This is a genomic window from Kutzneria kofuensis, from assembly GCF_014203355.1.
GTDB classification, from domain to species: domain Bacteria; phylum Actinomycetota; class Actinomycetes; order Mycobacteriales; family Pseudonocardiaceae; genus Kutzneria; species Kutzneria kofuensis.
On the sequence record NZ_JACHIR010000001.1, the window covers coordinates 1,417,242 to 1,433,849 of the forward strand.

Genomic DNA, 16,608 nt, shown 5'->3' on the forward strand with positions numbered 1-16,608 from the left:
GTCGCATGACAACGACGATGACCCGGCCCGCGGCTGCCCCGATGGCCGACGCGCCCGGAAGGCCCGGCTGGCACCGGCCGGCGCTGGCGTTGCTGCTGCTGGGCACCGCCGTGCTGTACCTGTGGGACCTGAGCGCGTCGGGCTACGCCAACGACTTCTACGCGCAGGCGGTGCTGGCCGGCAGCCAGAACTGGGAGGCGCTGCTGTTCGGCTCGCTCGATCCCGGCAACGTCATCACCGTCGACAAGCCGCCGGCCGCGCTGTGGGTGATGGGGCTGTCGGCCCGGATCTTCGGCTTCAGCTCGTGGAGTCTGCTTGCGCCGCAGGCACTCGAAGGCGTGCTGTCGGTCTGGCTGCTGTACGCCGCCGTGCGTCGCCGGTTCGGTTCCGGCGCCGGTCTGGCCGCCGGCGCGGCGCTGGCGTTGACGCCGGTCGCGGTGCTGATGTTCCGTTTCGACAACCCGGACGCGTTGCTCGTGCTGCTGATGACCGGCGGGGCGTACTGCGTCGTTCGTGCCACGGAGAAGGCCGGCTTCCGGTGGCTGGCGCTGGCCGGGGTGGCGATCGGGTTCGCGTTCCTGACGAAGATGCTGCAGGGCTTCCTGGTGCTGCCGGCGTTCGGCGTCGTGTACCTCGTCGCCGCGCCGACCTCGTGGCGACGCCGGATCATGCATCTGCTCGGCGCCCTGGTGGCGTTGATCGTGTCCGCCGGGTGGTTCGTGGCGCTGGTGGAGCTGTGGCCGGCGTCGTCGCGGCCGTACATCGGCGGGTCGACGGACAACAGCCTGCTCGAACTGGCGTTGGGCTACAACGGTCTCGGCCGGATCTTCGGCGGCTCGGGCAACGGGGGCGGCGGCTTCGGCGGCGGAGGTGGGGGCGGCGGGAACCTGTCGTTCGGCGGCAGCGCCGGCATCACCCGCATGTTCGGTCAGGCCTTCGGCACCGAGATCTCGTGGCTGCTGCCCGCGGCGCTGATCGCCCTGGTCGCCGGGCTGTGGTTCACGCGGAGCGCTCCCCGCACCGACCAGACCCGGGCGGCGCTGCTGCTGTGGGGCGGTTGGCTGCTCGTCACCGGGCTGGTGTTCAGCTTCATGAGCGGCACCATCCACCCGTACTACTCGGTCGCCCTCGCGCCGGCCATCGCCGCCCTCGTCGCCATCGGCGGCCGCCAGCTGTGGCGCGGCCGGGCCAAGTTCTCCGTGCGGGCCTGGCTCGCCGCCATGATCGCCGTCACCGGCGGGTGGGACTTCGTGCTGCTGTCGGAGAACTCCAGCTGGCTGCCGTGGCTGCGCTGGGTCGTGCTGGTCGCCGGCATCGCCGTCGCCGCGCTGATCCTGGTGCAGGGCGACCAGTTCCGTCGGCTCATCGTCGTCGCCACCATCACCGGCATGCTCGGCGTCGGCTCCTTCGGCATCGCCACCGCCGCCGTGCCGCACACCGGTTCCATCCCCGTTTCCGGGCCTTCCAGCAGCAGCTTCGGCGGCGGTGGCTTCGGGGGCGGCGAGAGCGGCCAGGCCGGCTCCGCCCTGGTGACGCTGCTGCAGGCCACCACCACGGAGTGGGCCGCCGCCACCGACGGCTCCATGTCCTCCGCCCCGCTCGCGCTGGCCAGCGGCAAGTCCGTGATGGCCATCGGCGGTTTCAACGGCGGCGACCCCGCGCCCACCCTCGCCCAGTTCCAGCGTTACGTGGCCGAGGGCCGGATCAGCTACTACGTCAGCGGCGGCCGCGGCGGGGGCGGTTTCGGCGGCAGCAGCCAGATCGCCAGCTGGGTGGCCGCGCATTACCAGGCCCGAACGGTCGGTGGAACCACGGTTTACGACCTGCGTACCAGCTCCTGAACACCGTCCACAGTGGACCTGTCGGGTTCACAGGCTGGGAGCCGTCTGTGAAAAGCAGGCGGTTCCCAGCCCGGCCGTGACCCGCCTACCGTTCCCCGGGGAACCGACCCGAGGAGCTTTCGATGTCCCGATTCTCCCCGCTCGCCCTGATCGCCGCCGTTCTCGCCGCCGGCCTGTCCGCGCCGGCCACGGCAGCCGCCGCCGGCAGCGTGCCCCGCCCGGACCACATCCTCGTCGTCATCGACGAGAACCACGCCCAGGGCGAGATCGTCGGCAGTGCCAACGCCCCGTACATCACCGGGCTGTCCAAGGCCGGCGCCAACTTCACCAACTCGCACGCCGTCGCCCACCCCAGCCAGCCCAACTACCTGGCCGTGTTCTCCGGCAGCACGCAGGGCATCACCAGCGACACCTGCCCGAAGAAGGCCTTCACCACCGCCGACCTCGGCGGCCAGGCGCTGGCCGCCGGCATCGGCTTCGCCGGCTACTCGGAGAGCATGCCCAGCGACGGGTACACCGGCTGCACCTCCGGCAACTACGCCCGCAAGCACAACCCGTGGGTCGACTTCGCCGACGTGCCGGCCTCGGCCAACCTGCGCTTCACCGACTTCCCCACCGACTACACCAAGCTGCCCGCCGTCTCCTTCGTCGTGCCCAACCTGCAGAACGACATGCACGACGGCACGATCCAGCAGGGCGACAGCTGGCTCAAGCAGCACCTCGACGGGTACATCCAGTGGGCCAAGACCCACAACAGCGTCTTCGTGCTCACCTTCGACGAGGACGACTACACCAGCGCCAACCAGATCCCGACGATCATCACCGGCGCGCACGTGACGGCCGGCAACTACGGGGAGAACATCACCCACTACAGCGTCCTGCGCACCATCGAGGACGCCTACAACCTCCCCCACGCCGGCGCCGCCGCCACCGCGACCCCCATCACCGACATCTGGAGCTGACCCGACCGGACGGAGAGGCTCATGCCCACGCATGGGCCTCTTCCGCCGTCAGTGGGTAAACCGAGCGGTGCTCGGATCAGCGGGCGACGGACGACAACGTCGTGGATGTCGATGGTCGCCTGCGGTCATGGCGACGGTCAATCCGTCGACGGACGACCACGCGTCCAGACCACCATGGGCCTCGATGACCGAATTCAGCAGGTCGGTCACGAAAGGCCACCTCAGGCGTCGAGGAAAAGCCGGGTGTGGGCGACGAAAAGCTCGGGATATTGGTACTGGGAGGCGTGGCCGGCGTTGGGGTAGATGATGAGCTGCGCATTCGGAATGTGCTGCTGCAGCAGATAGGAGTTCGCGGTCGGGATCATGACGTCGTGATCGCCGTTGACGACCAGCGTGGGGTGCGAAATGCGCTTGAGGTCGGCGAACGGCGGATCGGTCGGCACGCGCCAGGCGGCGCCGGCCGCGAGTTGGGCCGCCATCACCTCGCGGCTGCTGGGGGCGTCGAGATCCTCGGTGCGCCGGTGCCGCCGCTCCCAGAAGGCGCGGCCGGCGGCCTGGCTCTGCTCGTTGGGTTCGAAGAACAGGAACAGGAAGTCGTCGAGCGTGGGGATCTCGTTGCGGGTGGCGTAGGTCGGGTAGTCGGGGTGCGCGCCCTCCTGGGTGCCGCCGCGCGGCCCGGTGCCGACGAGCACGAGCTTGCGCACGCGGGACGGGTGCCGGATCGCCAGCTCCTGCGCCGCGTAGCCGCCGAGCGAGAAGCCGAGCACGTCGGCCTGCCCGATGCCGAGCGCGTCCAGCAGCCCGGCGCCCTGGTCGGCGAAGTCCTCGAAGCGCTCAGGGGTCGTCCCGCCGGACAGGCCGATGCCGGCGACGTCGAAGACGATGACCGGCCGGTCCGTGCCGAGGCCGTCGAGCACGGCCGGGTCCCAGTAGTCCATCGTGCCGCGGAAATGCTGGAAACACAGCAACGGCGTGCCGTGCTCGGCGCCGAACCGGCGGTAGGCCAGCCGTAGGCCGCCGACCTCGGCGAACTGGTTGGGCGCGGTCACGAGGGTGTGCACGGCTACCCCTTCCGAGAGTGAGTTTCGATTTGCAACTCAAGCTAGCAGGAAAGGAAAACCGATCGGTACCCGAATCGCGGGTGAAGCACGTCACAGCGACCTATGGGTAACGAGCGGTACCATGACCGCTGTGGAGATGGAACCGCCGAGCGCCCGCATCATGCGGACGGCGACGCGCCTGTTCTACGGCAACGGCATCCAGGCGACCGGCATCGGCGAGCTGGTGGACGAGGCCGGCGTGTCGAAGCGCACCCTGTACCAGCTTTTCGGTAGCAAGGACGACCTGGTTGCGGAGTACCTGCGCCAGGTCAGCGCCCGCGGCGTACCCGGCGAGCACTTCCTGGACCGGACCGACCTGTCGCCGCGCGACCGGCTGCTCGGCCTGTTCACCCGCCCCACCACGATCGAGCACCGCGGCTGTCCGCTGCACAACGCGGCGGTCGAACTGCCGGTCGACGATCACCCGGCGCGCCAGGTGATCGTCGACCACAAGCTGGCCGTGCTGGCCAAGGTCGTCGCCGTCGCGGCCGAGGCCGGTGTGCGCGAGCCGGAACCGTTGGGGCGTCAGCTGATCACGCTGTACGAAGGCGCGACGGCGCTGAGCACCTCACTGCGCGACTACGAGCCGTTCGACTCCGCCCGCTCGGCGGCCGAGGTGCTGATCGACGTGGCGACCGGGCCGGCCGGCGCGCCGTAGAGGCCGGGGCCGGCGATCTCCAGCCCGGTCAGGAACTCCCGCGACGCCAGGTAGGACGACTCGATCAGCTCGGCGGTGTGCCCGAAGTCGAGCGGGGTGACGGCCTGCACCGGCGCGCCGGGCAGGTACACCACCGGCACGGCCCCGGCGGCGAGGTCGGCTTCGAGCACGGCCTGGTTGCGCATCCCCAGCGTCGCCCAGAACAACAGCGTCTCGGCCAGCGTGCCGGGCACCTCGGGCAGGTGCCCCGGGAACGTGCAGTCCAGCACCACCAACGACTTCGCGCCCATCGCGAGCGCCTGCCTGATCGGCACGTTGGCCAGCACGCCGCCGTCGTAGAGCACCTTGTCCTCGCGGCGCACCGGCGGGTAGATGCCGGGAATCGCCGCCGACGCCAGGATCGCCGGCACGAGGTCGCCGGACGTCATCAGCACCGGCAGGCCGGTCACGGCGTCGACCGCGACGGTGCCGAACGGCAGCGTCAGCTCGGCGAAGTCCGTTGCCCCGCCGAGGCCCTCGGCCAGCACCTCGACCAACCCGGTGTTGGGGAACAGGTACGTGCGCTCGCGGCGCAGCGTGCGCAGCTGGGCGAGCGGCCCGCCGGGGAACACCCGCGCCCGGGTCATGCCGGCCCACATCACGGCGAGCCGGTCGGCGGCGTGCTCGGGGTCGAGCGCGACGAGCGAGCCGTTCACGGAGCCGACGGACGTGCCGGTGACCAGGTCGGGAGCGATGCCGCGGTCCGCGAGCGCCCGCAGCATGCCGACCTGCATCGCGCCGAGGCTGCCGCCACCGCCGAGCACGAACCCGACCGGCGCGGGCAACAGGATCCGATCCACCGCCGCATCGTGCCAGCTCACCCGGCCGGCCGCCGGGAACGCCCGGCCCGGCCCCAACTGGCCGTTGACGCAGCCGACGCGCGTCTGTAACAGTGTGAACCCTGTCACGCAAAAATTGAACAGGCTGCCGTTAATTCCTGGCATCAGCTCGGAAGATTCGGCCTTCTCGCCATCACCCTGCCGTCGGACGAGAGGTAGACCACTCGATGAGCGCACCCCGACCCGCGCCGAGATGGGCAGCCGCGCTGCTCGGTCTCGGCCTGCTCGCGATGGGAGGGCCGGCGCTCGCCGCGAGCGCGCCGAGCGCTCCGTCACCCACCGCCGCGACGACCCCGACCGTCACGGCGAGCAGCGCCACCACCGGACAGCCGGCCGGCAAGATCGCCGACTCCGACCGCAACTCGTACTGGCAGAGCTCGGGCGCCGCGTTCCCGCAGTGGGCGCAGGTCGACCTGGGCAAGGTGAGCCGCATCGGCGGCGTGGTGATGAAGGTCCCCGCCGGCTGGGGCAGCCGCACCGAGACCCTCGCCGTGCAGGGCAGCAATGACGGCCGGGGCTACAGCACCATCGTCGGCTCGAAGCCGTACACGTTCGACCCGAAGTCCGACAACACCGTGCGGGTCGACTTCGGCACGACCCTGTCCCGCTACGTCCGCGTCGAGATCACCGGCAACTCCGCCGGCCAGCAGGCCCAGCTGTCCGACCTCGAGGTCGTGCCGGCCGCCGTCGCCGCCACCAACCTGGCCGCCGGCAAGCCGATGACGTCCAGCGGCTCCGTGCAGAACTACGTGCCGGCCAACGCCAACGACGGCGACCAGAGCAGCTACTGGGAGAGCACGAACAACGCGTTCCCGCAGTGGCTGCAGGTCGACCTCGGGGCCTCGGTCAGCAGCACGCAGATCGTGCTCAAGCTGCCGACCGCCAACTGGGGCGCCCGCACCGAGACGCTGACCGTGCAGGGCAGCACCGACGGCAGCAACTTCTCCCAGCTCGTCGCCTCCGCCGGCTACACGTTCGACCCGGCGTCCAACAACACCGTGACGATCAACTACACCCCCGTCACCACCCGGTACCTGCGGCTGAACATCACCGGCAACACCGGCTGGCCGGCCGGCCAGGTCTCGGAGTTCGAGGTGTACGGGCCGAGCGGCGGCGACACGCAGCCGCCGACCGCGCCGTCCAACCTCACCTACACGCAGCCGGCGTCCGGCCAGATCAAGCTCACCTGGAACGCCGCCACCGACAACGTGGGCGTCACCGGCTACGACGTCTACGCCAACAACTCGTTGCGCAGCAGCGTTTCCGGCACCACGCTGACCTACACCGACAACCAGCCGGACTCCGCGACCGTCACCTACTTCGTGCGGGCGCACGACGCGGCCGGCAACCAGTCGGCCAACAGCAACAGCGTCACCCGCACCGGCACCGGCAACCCCGGCTCGAACCTGGCCGTGGGCAAGCCGATCACCGCCTCGTCGACTACGCTGAACTTCGTCGCCACCAACGCCAACGACAACGACACCAGCACGTACTGGGAAGGCGCCGGCGGCACGTATCCGCAGACGCTGACCGTGCAGCTGGGGTCCAATGCGGACACCAGCTCCGTGGTGGTGAAGCTGAACCCGGCCAGCATCTGGGGCCCGCGCACGCAGACCATCGAGGTGCTGGGCCGCGAGCAGAGCGGCTCCGGCTTCACCAGCCTGGTGCCGGCCAAGAGCTACTCGTTCGACCCGGCCTCCGGCAACACGGTCACCATCCCGGTGTCCGCGCGCGTCGCCGACGTGCAGCTGAAGTTCACCGCGAACTCCGGCGCGGGCGGCGGCCAGGCGGCCGAGTTCCAGGTGATCGGCGTGCCCGCGCCCAACCCGGACCTGACGATCACCGGGTCCTCGTGGACGCCGTCGTCGCCGGTGGAGACGGACTCGATCACCGCCAGCGCGACCGTGAAGAACTCCGGCCCGTTGTCGGCCGGCGCCACGGACGTGAACTTCTACCTCGGCACGACCAAGGTCGGCACCGCGTCGGTCGGGGCGCTCGCCGCCGGCGCGTCCAGCACGGTCTCCGCGTCCATCGGCACCCGGGACGCCGGCTCGTACCAGCTGACCGCGAAGGTGGACGAGGCCAACAAGGTCATCGAACAGAACGAGGCCAACAACTCCTACACCAACCCGACCGCGCTGGTGGTGACGCCGGTGCAGAGCAGCGACCTGGTGGCCACCACCAACTGGACGCCGGGCAACCCGTCCGCGGGCAACCCGGTCCAGTTCTCGGTGACGCTGAAGAACCAGGGCACCATCGCGTCGGCCGGCGGCGCTCACGGCATCACCGTCAAGGTCGCCGACGCCGCCAGCGGATCCACGGTGGCGACGCTGACCGGCTCGTACAGCGGCGTGATCAACGCCGGCGCGACGGCCAGCCCGGTGACCGTCGGCAGCTGGACCGCGGCCAACGGCAACTACACCATCACCACCACGGTGGCCAACGACGCCAACGAGTTGCCGGTCAAGCAGGCCAACAACACCAGCACGTCCAACCTCTTCGTCGGCCGCGGCGCCAACATGCCGTACGACTCGTACGAGGCGGAAAGCGGTGTGCTGGGCGGCGGCGCGGCGGTGCTGAGTCCGAACCGGACGATCGGCGACCTCGCCGGCGAGGCGTCCGGCCGGCAGGCCGTCACGCTGAACCAGACCGGCGCGTCGGTGGAGTTCACCACCCGCGAGGCCACCAACACCCTGGTGACCCGGTTCTCCATCCCGGACGGCACGACGTCCACATTGGACATCTACGTGGACGGCACGCTGCTCAAGCCGATCAGCCTGACCTCGCAGTACGCGTGGCTGTACGGCGCGGAGGCGTCGCCGGGCAACGACCCGGGCGCGGGCGGGCCGCGGCACATCTACGACGAGGCCAACGTGCTGCTCGGCACCACGGTGCCGGCCGGCCACAAGATCCGGTTGCAGAAGGACGCCGCCAACTCCGGCACCTTCGCGATCGACTTCATCAACCTGGAACTGGCCACCCCGCAGGCGAACCCGGACCCGGCGCACTACGCCGTGCCGGCCGGCTTCACCCAGCAGGACGTGCAGAACGCGTTCGACAAGGTGCGCCAGGACAGCACCCTGACCGGCGTGTACCTGCCGGCCGGCGACTACTCGATCAGCTCCAAGATGACGATCTACGGCAAGGCGGTCACCGTCGTCGGCGCCGGCCCCTGGTACACCCGGTTCAACTCGCCGAGCGGCCAGACCAACACCGACGTCGGCATCGACATCCAGAGCAGCGCCAACGGGTCCAAGGTGTCCGGCGTCGCCTTCTTCGGCAACTGGACCAGCCGGCAGGACGGCCCGGGCAAGGTGTTCAACCTGACCAACGTCTCCAACGTCACGTTGGACAACATCTGGATCGAGCACCAGATGTGCCTGTTCTGGGGCCAGAACGTGCAGAACATCACCATCTCCAACTCCCGGATCCGGGACACCTTCGCCGACGGCGTGAACATGACCAACGGCAGCTCCAACAACCACATCGTCAACGACGAGGCCCGGTCCACCGGCGACGACAGCTTCGCCATGTTCGCCGCGACCGACGCCGGCGGCGGCAACGAGACCGGCAACGTGTTCGAGAACCTCACCGCCGTGCTGACCTGGCGGGCCGCCGGGTTCGCCGTGTACGGCGGCGAGGACAACACGTTCCGCAACCTGTACGTGGCCGACATGCTGACCTACGCCGGGATCACGGTCAGCTCGCTCAACTTCGGCTACCCGATGCGGGACTTCGGGCCGGATCCGACCACGATCCAGAACGTGTCGATCGTGCGGGCCGGCGGGCACTTCTGGGGCCAGCAGACCTTCCCGGGGATCTGGCTGTTCTCCGCCAACCAGAAGTTCCAGGGGATCAGGATCAGCGACGTCGACATCGTCAGCCCCACCTACAGCGGCATCATGTTCCAGACCGACTACGTCGGCGGGGCGCCGCTCAACCCGATCACCGACACCGTGCTGACCAACGTGTCCATCAGCGGCGCGCAGCAGAGCGGCGACGCCCTCAACGCCAAGTCCGGCTTCGGGATCTGGGCCAACGAGCTGCCCGAACCCGGCCAGGGCCCGGCGGTCGGTTCGGCGACGTTCACCAACCTGAAGCTGTCCAACAACTACATCGACATCAGGAACACGACCAGCACGTTCACCATCAACCGGAACTAGCGCGGCGACGTGGTCGGCCCCCGGCGGTGTCACCGCCGGGGGCCGGCCCGTGCCCGGCCGGCCGTTCAGCGGCACGCCGGCGTTCTGAACCTGTCACCCGGGCGGCTGATCCGGCGCTTTCCCCACCGCCGGGTCGGCGTAGATCACCAGCGTCTGGTCGGCCTGTTCGGCCAGGTGGAACGTGGTGTAGGCGTACTCGACCACGCCGCGCCCGGGCGGCCGGAGCCGCTTGCGCCCGCTCTGCCGCACCTGCACGTCGTAGCGAGGCCACCAGGCCCGGACCTCGGCGCTGGCCTCGTGCAGCTCGTCGATCAGGGACGTGAACCGGGGTTCGTCGGCATGCCGGCCGGCCAGCGTGCGCAGCCGTGCGAGCAGTCCTCGCGCTTCGTGTTCCCAGTCGACCACCACGTGCCGGGCCACCGGTTCGGTGAACACCCAGCGGACGAAGTTCGGCCGCCGGTCGGTCGCGGTCAGGTTGGGGAACAGCTCGTCGGCGGCCAGGTTGTGGCTGAGCACGTCGTAGCTGTTGCCGATGATGTACGCCGGATTCGGCTGCAGCAGCAGCGGAACTGCGGCCGCCTCCGCTGACAGCTGCTCGTCGTCGGCGACGGCGGCGGGGGCGTGCCCGGCGAGGTGGAACAAATGGTCGCGCTCGTGCCGGTCCAGCCGCAACGCCTCGGCCAGCGCGGCCAGCACCTGCTCCGACGCCCGGATGTCCCGGCCCTGCTCCAGGTACGTGTACCAGGTGGCGCTGATGCCGGCCAGCAGCGCCAGTTCCTCCCGGCGCAGCCCCGGCGTGCGGCGCCGGCCGGTGCCGGGCAGGCCGACATCGGCGGGGGTGAGCCGCTCCCGACGGCTGCGCAGGAAGAGGCCCAGCTCCTGCATCACACCTCCAGTACCAGAATAAGCTCGCTCTGGATACCAGGCTAAGCCCTCAGCACACTGGGGTCATGTCAGGAATCGAGGGCAAGGTCGTGGCCATCACCGGCGCCAGCAGCGGGATCGGCGAGGCGACCGCACTGCTGCTGGCCGAACAGGGCGCGCGGTTGGTGCTCGGAGCCCGTCGCGAAGATCGACTCGCCGCGGTGACCGCCCGCATCGGCGGCGAGGCCGCGTGCCTCCGCACGGACGTGACCCGACGGGACGACCTGCACGCGCTGGTCGCCCTGGCCGGCGACCGGTTCGGCCGGCTGGACGTGATGGTCAACAATGCGGGCGCGGGCCCGATCTCACCGCTGGACGATCTCCGGGTCGACGAGTGGGACCAGATGGTCGACGTCAACGTCAAGGGCCTGCTGCACGGGATCGCCGCCGCGCTGCCGGTGTTCCGGCGGCAGGGCGCCGGGCACTTCGTCACCACGGTGTCCACGGCCGCGTTCCGCATCGTGCCGGCGATGGCGGTCTACGCCGGCACGAAGTTCGCCCAGCGGGCCATCTGCGAGGGCCTGCGCCAGGAAGCCGGCGACGCGCTGCGGGTCACCACGGTCTTGCCCGGCCCGATCGCCACCGCCTTCGGCGAGGCGTCGAGCAACCGTCACATCCGCGACCGGGTCACCCGGGAGCTGGGCCGGATCGCCATCGCCCCGGCCGCCGTCGCCCGGGCCATCGCCTTCGCCATCGAGCAGCCCGCGGACGTCGAGATGAACGAGATCGTGGTGCGGCCGACGGCCCAGGCCTAGCCGTCCTTCTCCTTGGGCTCCTTGGGCGGCCTTCCCCGACGGGGGATGCCGCCCACGCCGGACGGCATGCGGCCGGCGTCGACCAGGGCCTTGCGCAACAGGAACTCGATCTGGGCGTTGGCGCTGCGCAGCTCGTCCGCCGCCCAGCGGGCCAGGGCGTCGTGGACGGCGGGATCCAACCTGAGCAACACGCCCTTGCGCTCGGCCACGGCACCCCCTCGACTGACGAGTGATACTGCCACTCTAGCATGTAGATATCACCTTCCCCGAAAGGTGACTAATTCACCGAAACCCTGGTACGGCGGTTGCCGATCGGCCACCATGCGATCAACGCGGCCGCACACCCCTGCCGGCCGCGCCGGACCTGGGGAGTCGCAGATGCGCACCAGTCGAATCGCCGGTGTTGTCGCCGGCCTGTTACTCATCACCACCGCAACGACCACCGTCACCGCGAACGCGGCCACCGACCCTGACGACCCGGCCCTGCACTGGGCCGGCTCGCAGGTGGCCAAGCACGAGGGCGCCGGCGCCGCGGGCTTCGCGCCGCTGGCCGGCCTGCCCGGCCTCGACGTCAGCCACTACCAGGGCAACGTGGACTGGGCCTCGGTGGCGGCCAAGGGCGCGAAGTTCGCCTACGTCAAGGCCACCGAGGGCACGACCTACACCGACCCGACCTTCGCCCACCAGTACAACGGAAGCTACAACGCGGGCCTGATCCGCGGCGCCTACCACTTCGCCCGGCCGAACCTGTCGAGCGGCGCCGCCCAGGCCGACTACTTCGTCGCCCACGGCGGCGGCTGGTCCAAGGACGGCAAGACGCTGCCGCCCATGCTGGACATCGAGTACGCGCCCAGCGGCGACCAGTGCTACGGCCTGAGCCAGGCCTCGATGCGCAGCTGGATCCAGGCGTTCAGCAACGAGGTGCACGCCAAGACCACGCGCTACGCCACCGTGTACACGACCACCGACTGGTGGACGAAGTGCACCGGCAACTGGAGCGGGCTGAGCCAGACCAACCCGCTGTTCATCGCCCGCTACAGCAGCAGCCCCGGCACCCTGCCCGCGGGCTGGGCCACCTGGACGTTCTGGCAGTTCGCGGACTCCGGCACGTTCCCGGGCGACCAGGACCAGTTCAACGGCTCGGCGACCCGCCTGCTCGCCCTGGCCAACAACACCGCCTGAGTGAGACGGCAGGCCCCGCCCTGGGGGCGGGGCCTGCCGCGGGGGCTCAGCAGGACACGGGTTTCAGGGCGAAGTCGGCGGTCACCGACCTGCCCTTGCTGATCTTCACCTGCCGGGTCTGCGGCTGCCAGCCGTCCCGCGCGACGATCAACGTCAGCGGGTTGTTCCGGTTGTCCAGCCACAGCACGTAATTCCCGTTGGCGTCGGTCTTGAGCGTGTACGACGCCGCCCAGGTGTCGATCTGCACGGTCGCGCCCGGGATCGGCGCCGCGCCGCCCTTGCAGGCCAGGCCGGTCACCGTGCCGGTGATCTTGCCCCAGGTCGCGGGCGGTTTCACCGTGAAGGTCACGGGAATCGCCGCGACCGGGTGCGGCACGACAGCGGCGACCTCCAGCGACGCCGTGTACGCCCCGGGCTGGGCGAGCGACGCGGCGTCCAGCTTCACGGTGAAGCTGGCCGACTTGCCGGGCGCGATCGTCACGGCGTTCTGCGGCGCGACGGACAGCCACGGGATCGACACGTACTCGCCGCACTGGTCGTAACCGGGCAGCAGCTGGTCCTGCGTGGTCGGGCTGAAGCCGCCGGCCGAGCCGCCGATCCGGTAGAACCCGCAAGCGCTTGCGCCACGGAACAACGTGGCGTTGGCGTTGGGCAGCGGGCTCCAGCTGTTGGTCGACGGGTCGTAGGCGTAGCCGGCGTTGGTGAGGCTGCCGTCCTGGATGCCGCCGGACACCAGCAACTGTCCGTTCCCGACGGAGCTGGACGCCGCGAACACCGACACCGGCAGGCTGGCGATCGGCGACCAGACGCCGGTCGTGGTGTTCAGCCCGAAGCCGACGCCGACGTAGTCCAGGCCGCTCGCCCCGCCGGCGCAGTACAGCGTGCCGGCGATGGTGCCGCAGCTGGTCCAGCTCAACGCCTTCGGCAGCGACGGGCCGGCCGACCACGTGTTCGTCGCCGGGTCGTACACCTGGACGTCCGTGACACCGCAGGAATCCTGCAGGCAGCCGCCCACGACATAGACCTTGCCGCCGACCACCGCGCTGCCCATGGCGGAGTACGCCTTCGGCATCGGGGCGCCGGTCGTCCACGCGTTGGTGGCGGTGTCGTAGATCTCCAGGTCGCCGTTCGGCGGCCCGGACACGCCCCAGCCGCCGGCCAGGTAGACCTTGGTACCGATGGCGACGGCGAACGGGTTCTCGCGGGCCTCCTTGAGGTCGGCGATCGGCGACCAGGACTGGGTGCCCGGGTCGTAGACGTAGTTCTTCGTGGTCAGGTCAGTGCCGTTGAGGCCGGTGAACGAGTAGACCTTGCCGTTCACCGTGACGGCCGCGTTGTCCATGATCTTCGTCGGGTAGTCGGCGACGCTCTGCCACGACGCCGCGGCCGGCGTGGTGTCCGCGACGGCGGCGGTCTTCGCCTTGCCCAGCAACGGACCGGTGCTGAAGTCACCCTTGACCTTCCGCAGCGGCGCGGAAACCTGGGCCGCCGGCGTGTAGCCGCCGGGCCGCGGATCGAGGCGGACGTCGGCCGGCGCGGTGCCGGTGTTGGTCACCTTGACCGTGGCGGTGGTGTTCCCCTGCCAGGCAACGCTCTTGCTGATCGCCGTGGTGTTCACGGTCAGCCGCGCCGAGTCCAGCGAGAAGTCCTGCGGCGTCACGCCGTCCGGCGTGATGGTGGCGGACGTGGTCGCCGTGACGTAGTTCGTCGCCGCCGCGCTGATCGGGTGCGTGCCGGTCTGCGTGGAGAAGAACCAGTACGAGCCGTCGCCACTGGTGGTGGTCTTGTCCGCCGGGTGGTCGACGCTGGTCACTGCCGCGCCGGCCAGCGGCACGTTGGCGACCTTGTCGGTGACGTGCCCGGTGACGATGCCGCCGGGCGTCAGCGTGCAGGCGTGGTCGCCGACGAACACGTCATCGACCTCCCACCAGAATCCGAAGTTCTCCTCCACGTAGTGGAACCGCACCTGCACCGCCGACTTGCCGGCCGCGGCCGGCAGCGGCAGGACCTGCTTGCCCGAGGCGTCCTGGGAGTTGTGCCGCCACACCGGTGTCCAGGTCGTGCCACCGTCCACCGTGTACTCGACGGAGGCGTTCATCGAGTCGCCGTACGCCTCGAAGTCGGTGCCGAAGGTCAGCGTGGGATTGGCGGCCGCGCTGAGGTCGTACACCGGGCTGGTCAGCGTGGTGTCCTGGTCACCACCCTCCAGGTTGCTCTCGGTGATGGCGAAGTTTCCGCTGCCGCCGGTGTTGTTGCTGCGGCGGCCGGGGTTGTCGAACTCCCACGGCCGGCTGCCGGGCACGGTGTTCTGCACGGTCCAACCGTCCGGAGTGGACGATCCGTCGAACGACTGGGTCGCGCCGCTGAACTTGTTGTCGTAGCCGGGCGCCCCGCAGGTCACCGGGTCGACCTTGATCGCCACGTCGTGGCCGACGGCCGCCTTGCCGACCTGAACCTGTTGGGAATCCTGGAGGTAACCCGGATAGGCCGGATCGACCTGCACGGTGTAGGTGGCGCCCTGCGGCACGGTCAGCGTGTACCGGCCGCTGACCGGGTCGGTGTGCACGGCCGTCGTCGGCTGCCCGGCGACCTGCACCTGCGCCGCCAGCGGCCAGCCGTGGCCGGAACCGTCCCGCACCACACCGGAAACCGTGGTGGTCGGGATGGCCGCGAGGGTGAAGTTCTCGGTCACGGTCTGGCCGTCGCCGACCGCGACGCCGCTCACCGAAGCGTCTTCGTAGCCGAACTTGGTGGCGGTGGCGGTGTAGGTGCCGGCCGGCACGTCCAACGCGAAATGGCCGGCGGAGTCGGTGTTCGCGGACAGATCGCCGATCTTCACCTGCGCGCCGGCCAGGGCCTTGCCGGTGTTGTCGGTCACCGTGCCGGTGACCGAGCCCGTTGGGCCGGCGGTGAAGGCGGCGATGCCGTTGGGCGTGCCGAGGCCGGTCGGGCCGTCGTAGCCGGGGCCGCCGGTGCACAGGTACGCCGGCGAGCACTTGCCGTTGGCGCCGCCGGCGACGTCGTTCAACGCCCGGGAATCCTTGTACGGGAAGGTGTTCGGGTACGAGCCGGCCGGCGGGGCGCCGGCGAGTGCGTACACGCCGGCGATGATCGGCGACGAGACGCTGGTGCCGCCCATCACCACCCAGCCGCCCTGCACGTAGACGGCGACCGGCGTGTTCAGGTCGGCGACCGCGGAGACGTCGGCGACGGTTCGGTTGGCGCAGCCGGAATCCCGCTGGAACGCCGGCTTCGCCTCGTACGCCGAACAACCGCTGCCGCTGCCGCTCCACGCCGACTCGGTCCAGCCGCGTGCGCTGGCGTCACGCTGCAACGACGTGCCGCCGACCGACGTGACGTGCGGCGACGAGGCCGGGAACTCCACGCCGTAGCCGTAGTCGCCGGCGCTGACCGTCATGACCACGCCCGGGTGGTCGTAGTAGGCGCTGTCGATCTCCAGCTCCGCCGGGTCCTCGTCGGCGCCGTAGCTGTTGGAGACGAACTTCGCGCCCAGCGCCACGGCCTCGTTCACCGCCGCGCCCATGTTCGGCACCTGCGGGTCGTCGGCCTCGACCAGGACGATGTGGCATCTCGGGCAGACCGCGGACACCATGTCCAGGTCCAGCGCCTCTTCGCGCTGCCAGGACGCGTTCTGCGCCGGATACTGCGTGCCGCCGCGCTGGTCGACGCGCTTGAAGCAGCCGTTGGCCGTGGTGCAGGGCGGCAGTCCGTACTGCTGGCGGTAGATCGCCAGCTCCTCCTCGGCGTTCGGGTAGTCGTAGGCGTCGACGATCGCGACCGTCTGGCCCTCACCGGCGGTCGCCGACGGCAGGTTGTAAGCGCTTCCCAGGTCGGTCGGGCCGTAGCCGGCCGGCGCCGCGTTCGCGTGCACCCCGGCCGCACCCTTGACATCGGTGCGCTGCAGCGCGAAACAGGTGACCTCGCCCGGTCTGGGTTTCTGCGGGCAGACGTGCTCGGCGGCCTGCGGCACCGGCGGCGCGGGAGCCGCGGCCGCCGCCGCGACCGGCGTCAGCGCGGCCGCAACGGCTGTCGCCACCACCGCGAGCAGCGTTCGTAGTGCGGGCAACTGTGTGTCCTTTCGCTGGCGTGGCGGCCAACGATTCGGATCTTCGCACCCTGCCGTT

At 70.3% G+C, this 16,608-nt stretch carries 12 protein-coding genes; 6 read left to right on the forward strand and 6 right to left on the reverse strand.

The window, feature by feature from the left end:
* Nucleotides 1-5: 5 nt before the first annotated feature.
* Together BJ998_RS06425 and BJ998_RS06430 are read left to right on the forward strand one after the other, a co-directional pair.
* Nucleotides 6-1,841 carry a glycosyltransferase family 39 protein gene (locus BJ998_RS06425; protein ID WP_184859372.1) on the forward strand — a complete coding sequence of 612 codons (1,836 nt, stop codon included), beginning with the start codon at nucleotides 6-8 and terminating at the stop codon, nucleotides 1,839-1,841.
* Nucleotides 1,842-1,963: 122 nt separating this feature from the next.
* On the forward strand, nucleotides 1,964-2,803 hold the full coding sequence (locus BJ998_RS06430) for an alkaline phosphatase family protein (RefSeq protein WP_184859375.1): 840 nt from the start codon (nucleotides 1,964-1,966) through the stop codon (nucleotides 2,801-2,803).
* 48 nt (nucleotides 2,804-2,851) lie between these two features.
* Here the strand turns inward: BJ998_RS06430 and BJ998_RS06435 are convergent, their stop codons facing one another.
* Both BJ998_RS06435 and BJ998_RS06440 read right to left on the reverse strand, forming a co-directional pair.
* A complete protein-coding gene (locus BJ998_RS06435) occupies nucleotides 2,852-3,013 on the reverse strand; it encodes a hypothetical protein (protein ID WP_184859378.1) in 162 nt (53 codons plus the stop codon).
* A gap of 11 nt (nucleotides 3,014-3,024) precedes the next feature.
* Nucleotides 3,025-3,864, reverse strand: coding sequence for an alpha/beta fold hydrolase (locus BJ998_RS06440; protein WP_184859380.1), 840 nt, complete (start codon nucleotides 3,862-3,864; stop codon nucleotides 3,025-3,027).
* A 121-nt stretch (nucleotides 3,865-3,985) separates the two neighbouring features.
* Here BJ998_RS06440 and BJ998_RS06445 point away from each other — a divergent pair, with 121 nt between their 5' ends.
* Nucleotides 3,986-4,561: a TetR/AcrR family transcriptional regulator gene (locus BJ998_RS06445; protein WP_184859382.1), complete on the forward strand. Its 576-nt coding sequence runs from the start codon at nucleotides 3,986-3,988 to the stop codon at nucleotides 4,559-4,561.
* On the opposite strand, the gene BJ998_RS06450 is transcribed toward BJ998_RS06445, so the two are convergent.
* Nucleotides 4,483-5,400 (reverse strand): patatin-like phospholipase family protein, encoded by a 918-nt coding sequence (locus tag BJ998_RS06450; RefSeq protein ID WP_312890537.1) that lies wholly within the window; start codon nucleotides 5,398-5,400, stop codon nucleotides 4,483-4,485. The two genes, BJ998_RS06445 and BJ998_RS06450, sit on opposite strands and share 79 nt — an antisense overlap.
* 206 nt (nucleotides 5,401-5,606) lie before the next feature.
* Between BJ998_RS06450 and BJ998_RS06455 the strand changes: the two genes are divergently transcribed.
* Complete coding sequence (locus BJ998_RS06455; RefSeq protein WP_184859385.1) at nucleotides 5,607-9,602, forward strand: discoidin domain-containing protein; 3,996 nt, start codon at nucleotides 5,607-5,609, stop codon at nucleotides 9,600-9,602.
* 93 nt (nucleotides 9,603-9,695) lie between these two features.
* Here BJ998_RS06455 and BJ998_RS06460 read toward each other — a convergent pair whose 3' ends face one another.
* Complete coding sequence (locus tag BJ998_RS06460) at nucleotides 9,696-10,487, reverse strand: helix-turn-helix transcriptional regulator (RefSeq protein WP_184859387.1); 792 nt, start codon at nucleotides 10,485-10,487, stop codon at nucleotides 9,696-9,698.
* A 65-nt stretch (nucleotides 10,488-10,552) separates the two neighbouring features.
* Here BJ998_RS06460 and BJ998_RS06465 point away from each other — a divergent pair, with 65 nt between their 5' ends.
* The gene (locus BJ998_RS06465) at nucleotides 10,553-11,281 is read left to right on the forward strand and encodes an SDR family oxidoreductase (RefSeq protein ID WP_184859390.1); all 729 of its coding nucleotides are present in this window, start codon (nucleotides 10,553-10,555) and stop codon (nucleotides 11,279-11,281) included.
* Here the strand turns inward: BJ998_RS06465 and BJ998_RS06470 are convergent.
* The gene (locus BJ998_RS06470) at nucleotides 11,278-11,490 is read right to left on the reverse strand and encodes a type II toxin-antitoxin system antitoxin (RefSeq protein WP_184859392.1); all 213 of its coding nucleotides are present in this window, start codon (nucleotides 11,488-11,490) and stop codon (nucleotides 11,278-11,280) included. The two genes, BJ998_RS06465 and BJ998_RS06470, sit on opposite strands and share 4 nt — an antisense overlap.
* Before the next feature lie 169 nt (nucleotides 11,491-11,659).
* Between BJ998_RS06470 and BJ998_RS06475 the strand changes: the two genes are divergently transcribed.
* On the forward strand, nucleotides 11,660-12,463 hold the full coding sequence (locus BJ998_RS06475; protein ID WP_184859394.1) for a lysozyme: 804 nt from the start codon (nucleotides 11,660-11,662) through the stop codon (nucleotides 12,461-12,463).
* 46 nt (nucleotides 12,464-12,509) lie between these two features.
* Here BJ998_RS06475 and BJ998_RS06480 read toward each other — a convergent pair whose 3' ends face one another.
* Entirely contained in the window at nucleotides 12,510-16,550 is a 4,041-nt protein-coding gene (locus BJ998_RS06480; protein ID WP_184859396.1) for a carboxypeptidase regulatory-like domain-containing protein, read from the reverse strand.
* Nucleotides 16,551-16,608 lie beyond the last annotated feature (58 nt).

Excerpts from the sequence above, each read along its gene's own strand:
- BJ998_RS06455 (WP_184859385.1), top strand. The coding sequence starts at position 5,607 with ATGAGCGCACCCCGACCCGCGCCGAGATGGGCAGCCGCGCTGCTCGGT.
- BJ998_RS06430 (WP_184859375.1), top strand. The coding sequence starts at position 1,964 with ATGTCCCGATTCTCCCCGCTCGCCCTGATCGCCGCCGTTCTCGCCGCC.
- BJ998_RS06460 (WP_184859387.1), bottom strand. The coding sequence starts at position 10,487 with ATGCAGGAGCTGGGCCTCTTCCTGCGCAGCCGTCGGGAGCGGCTCACC.
- BJ998_RS06475 (WP_184859394.1), top strand. The coding sequence starts at position 11,660 with ATGCGCACCAGTCGAATCGCCGGTGTTGTCGCCGGCCTGTTACTCATC.
- BJ998_RS06425 (WP_184859372.1), top strand. The coding sequence starts at position 6 with ATGACAACGACGATGACCCGGCCCGCGGCTGCCCCGATGGCCGACGCG.
- BJ998_RS06445 (WP_184859382.1), top strand. The coding sequence starts at position 3,986 with ATGACCGCTGTGGAGATGGAACCGCCGAGCGCCCGCATCATGCGGACG.
- BJ998_RS06465 (WP_184859390.1), top strand. The coding sequence starts at position 10,553 with ATGTCAGGAATCGAGGGCAAGGTCGTGGCCATCACCGGCGCCAGCAGC.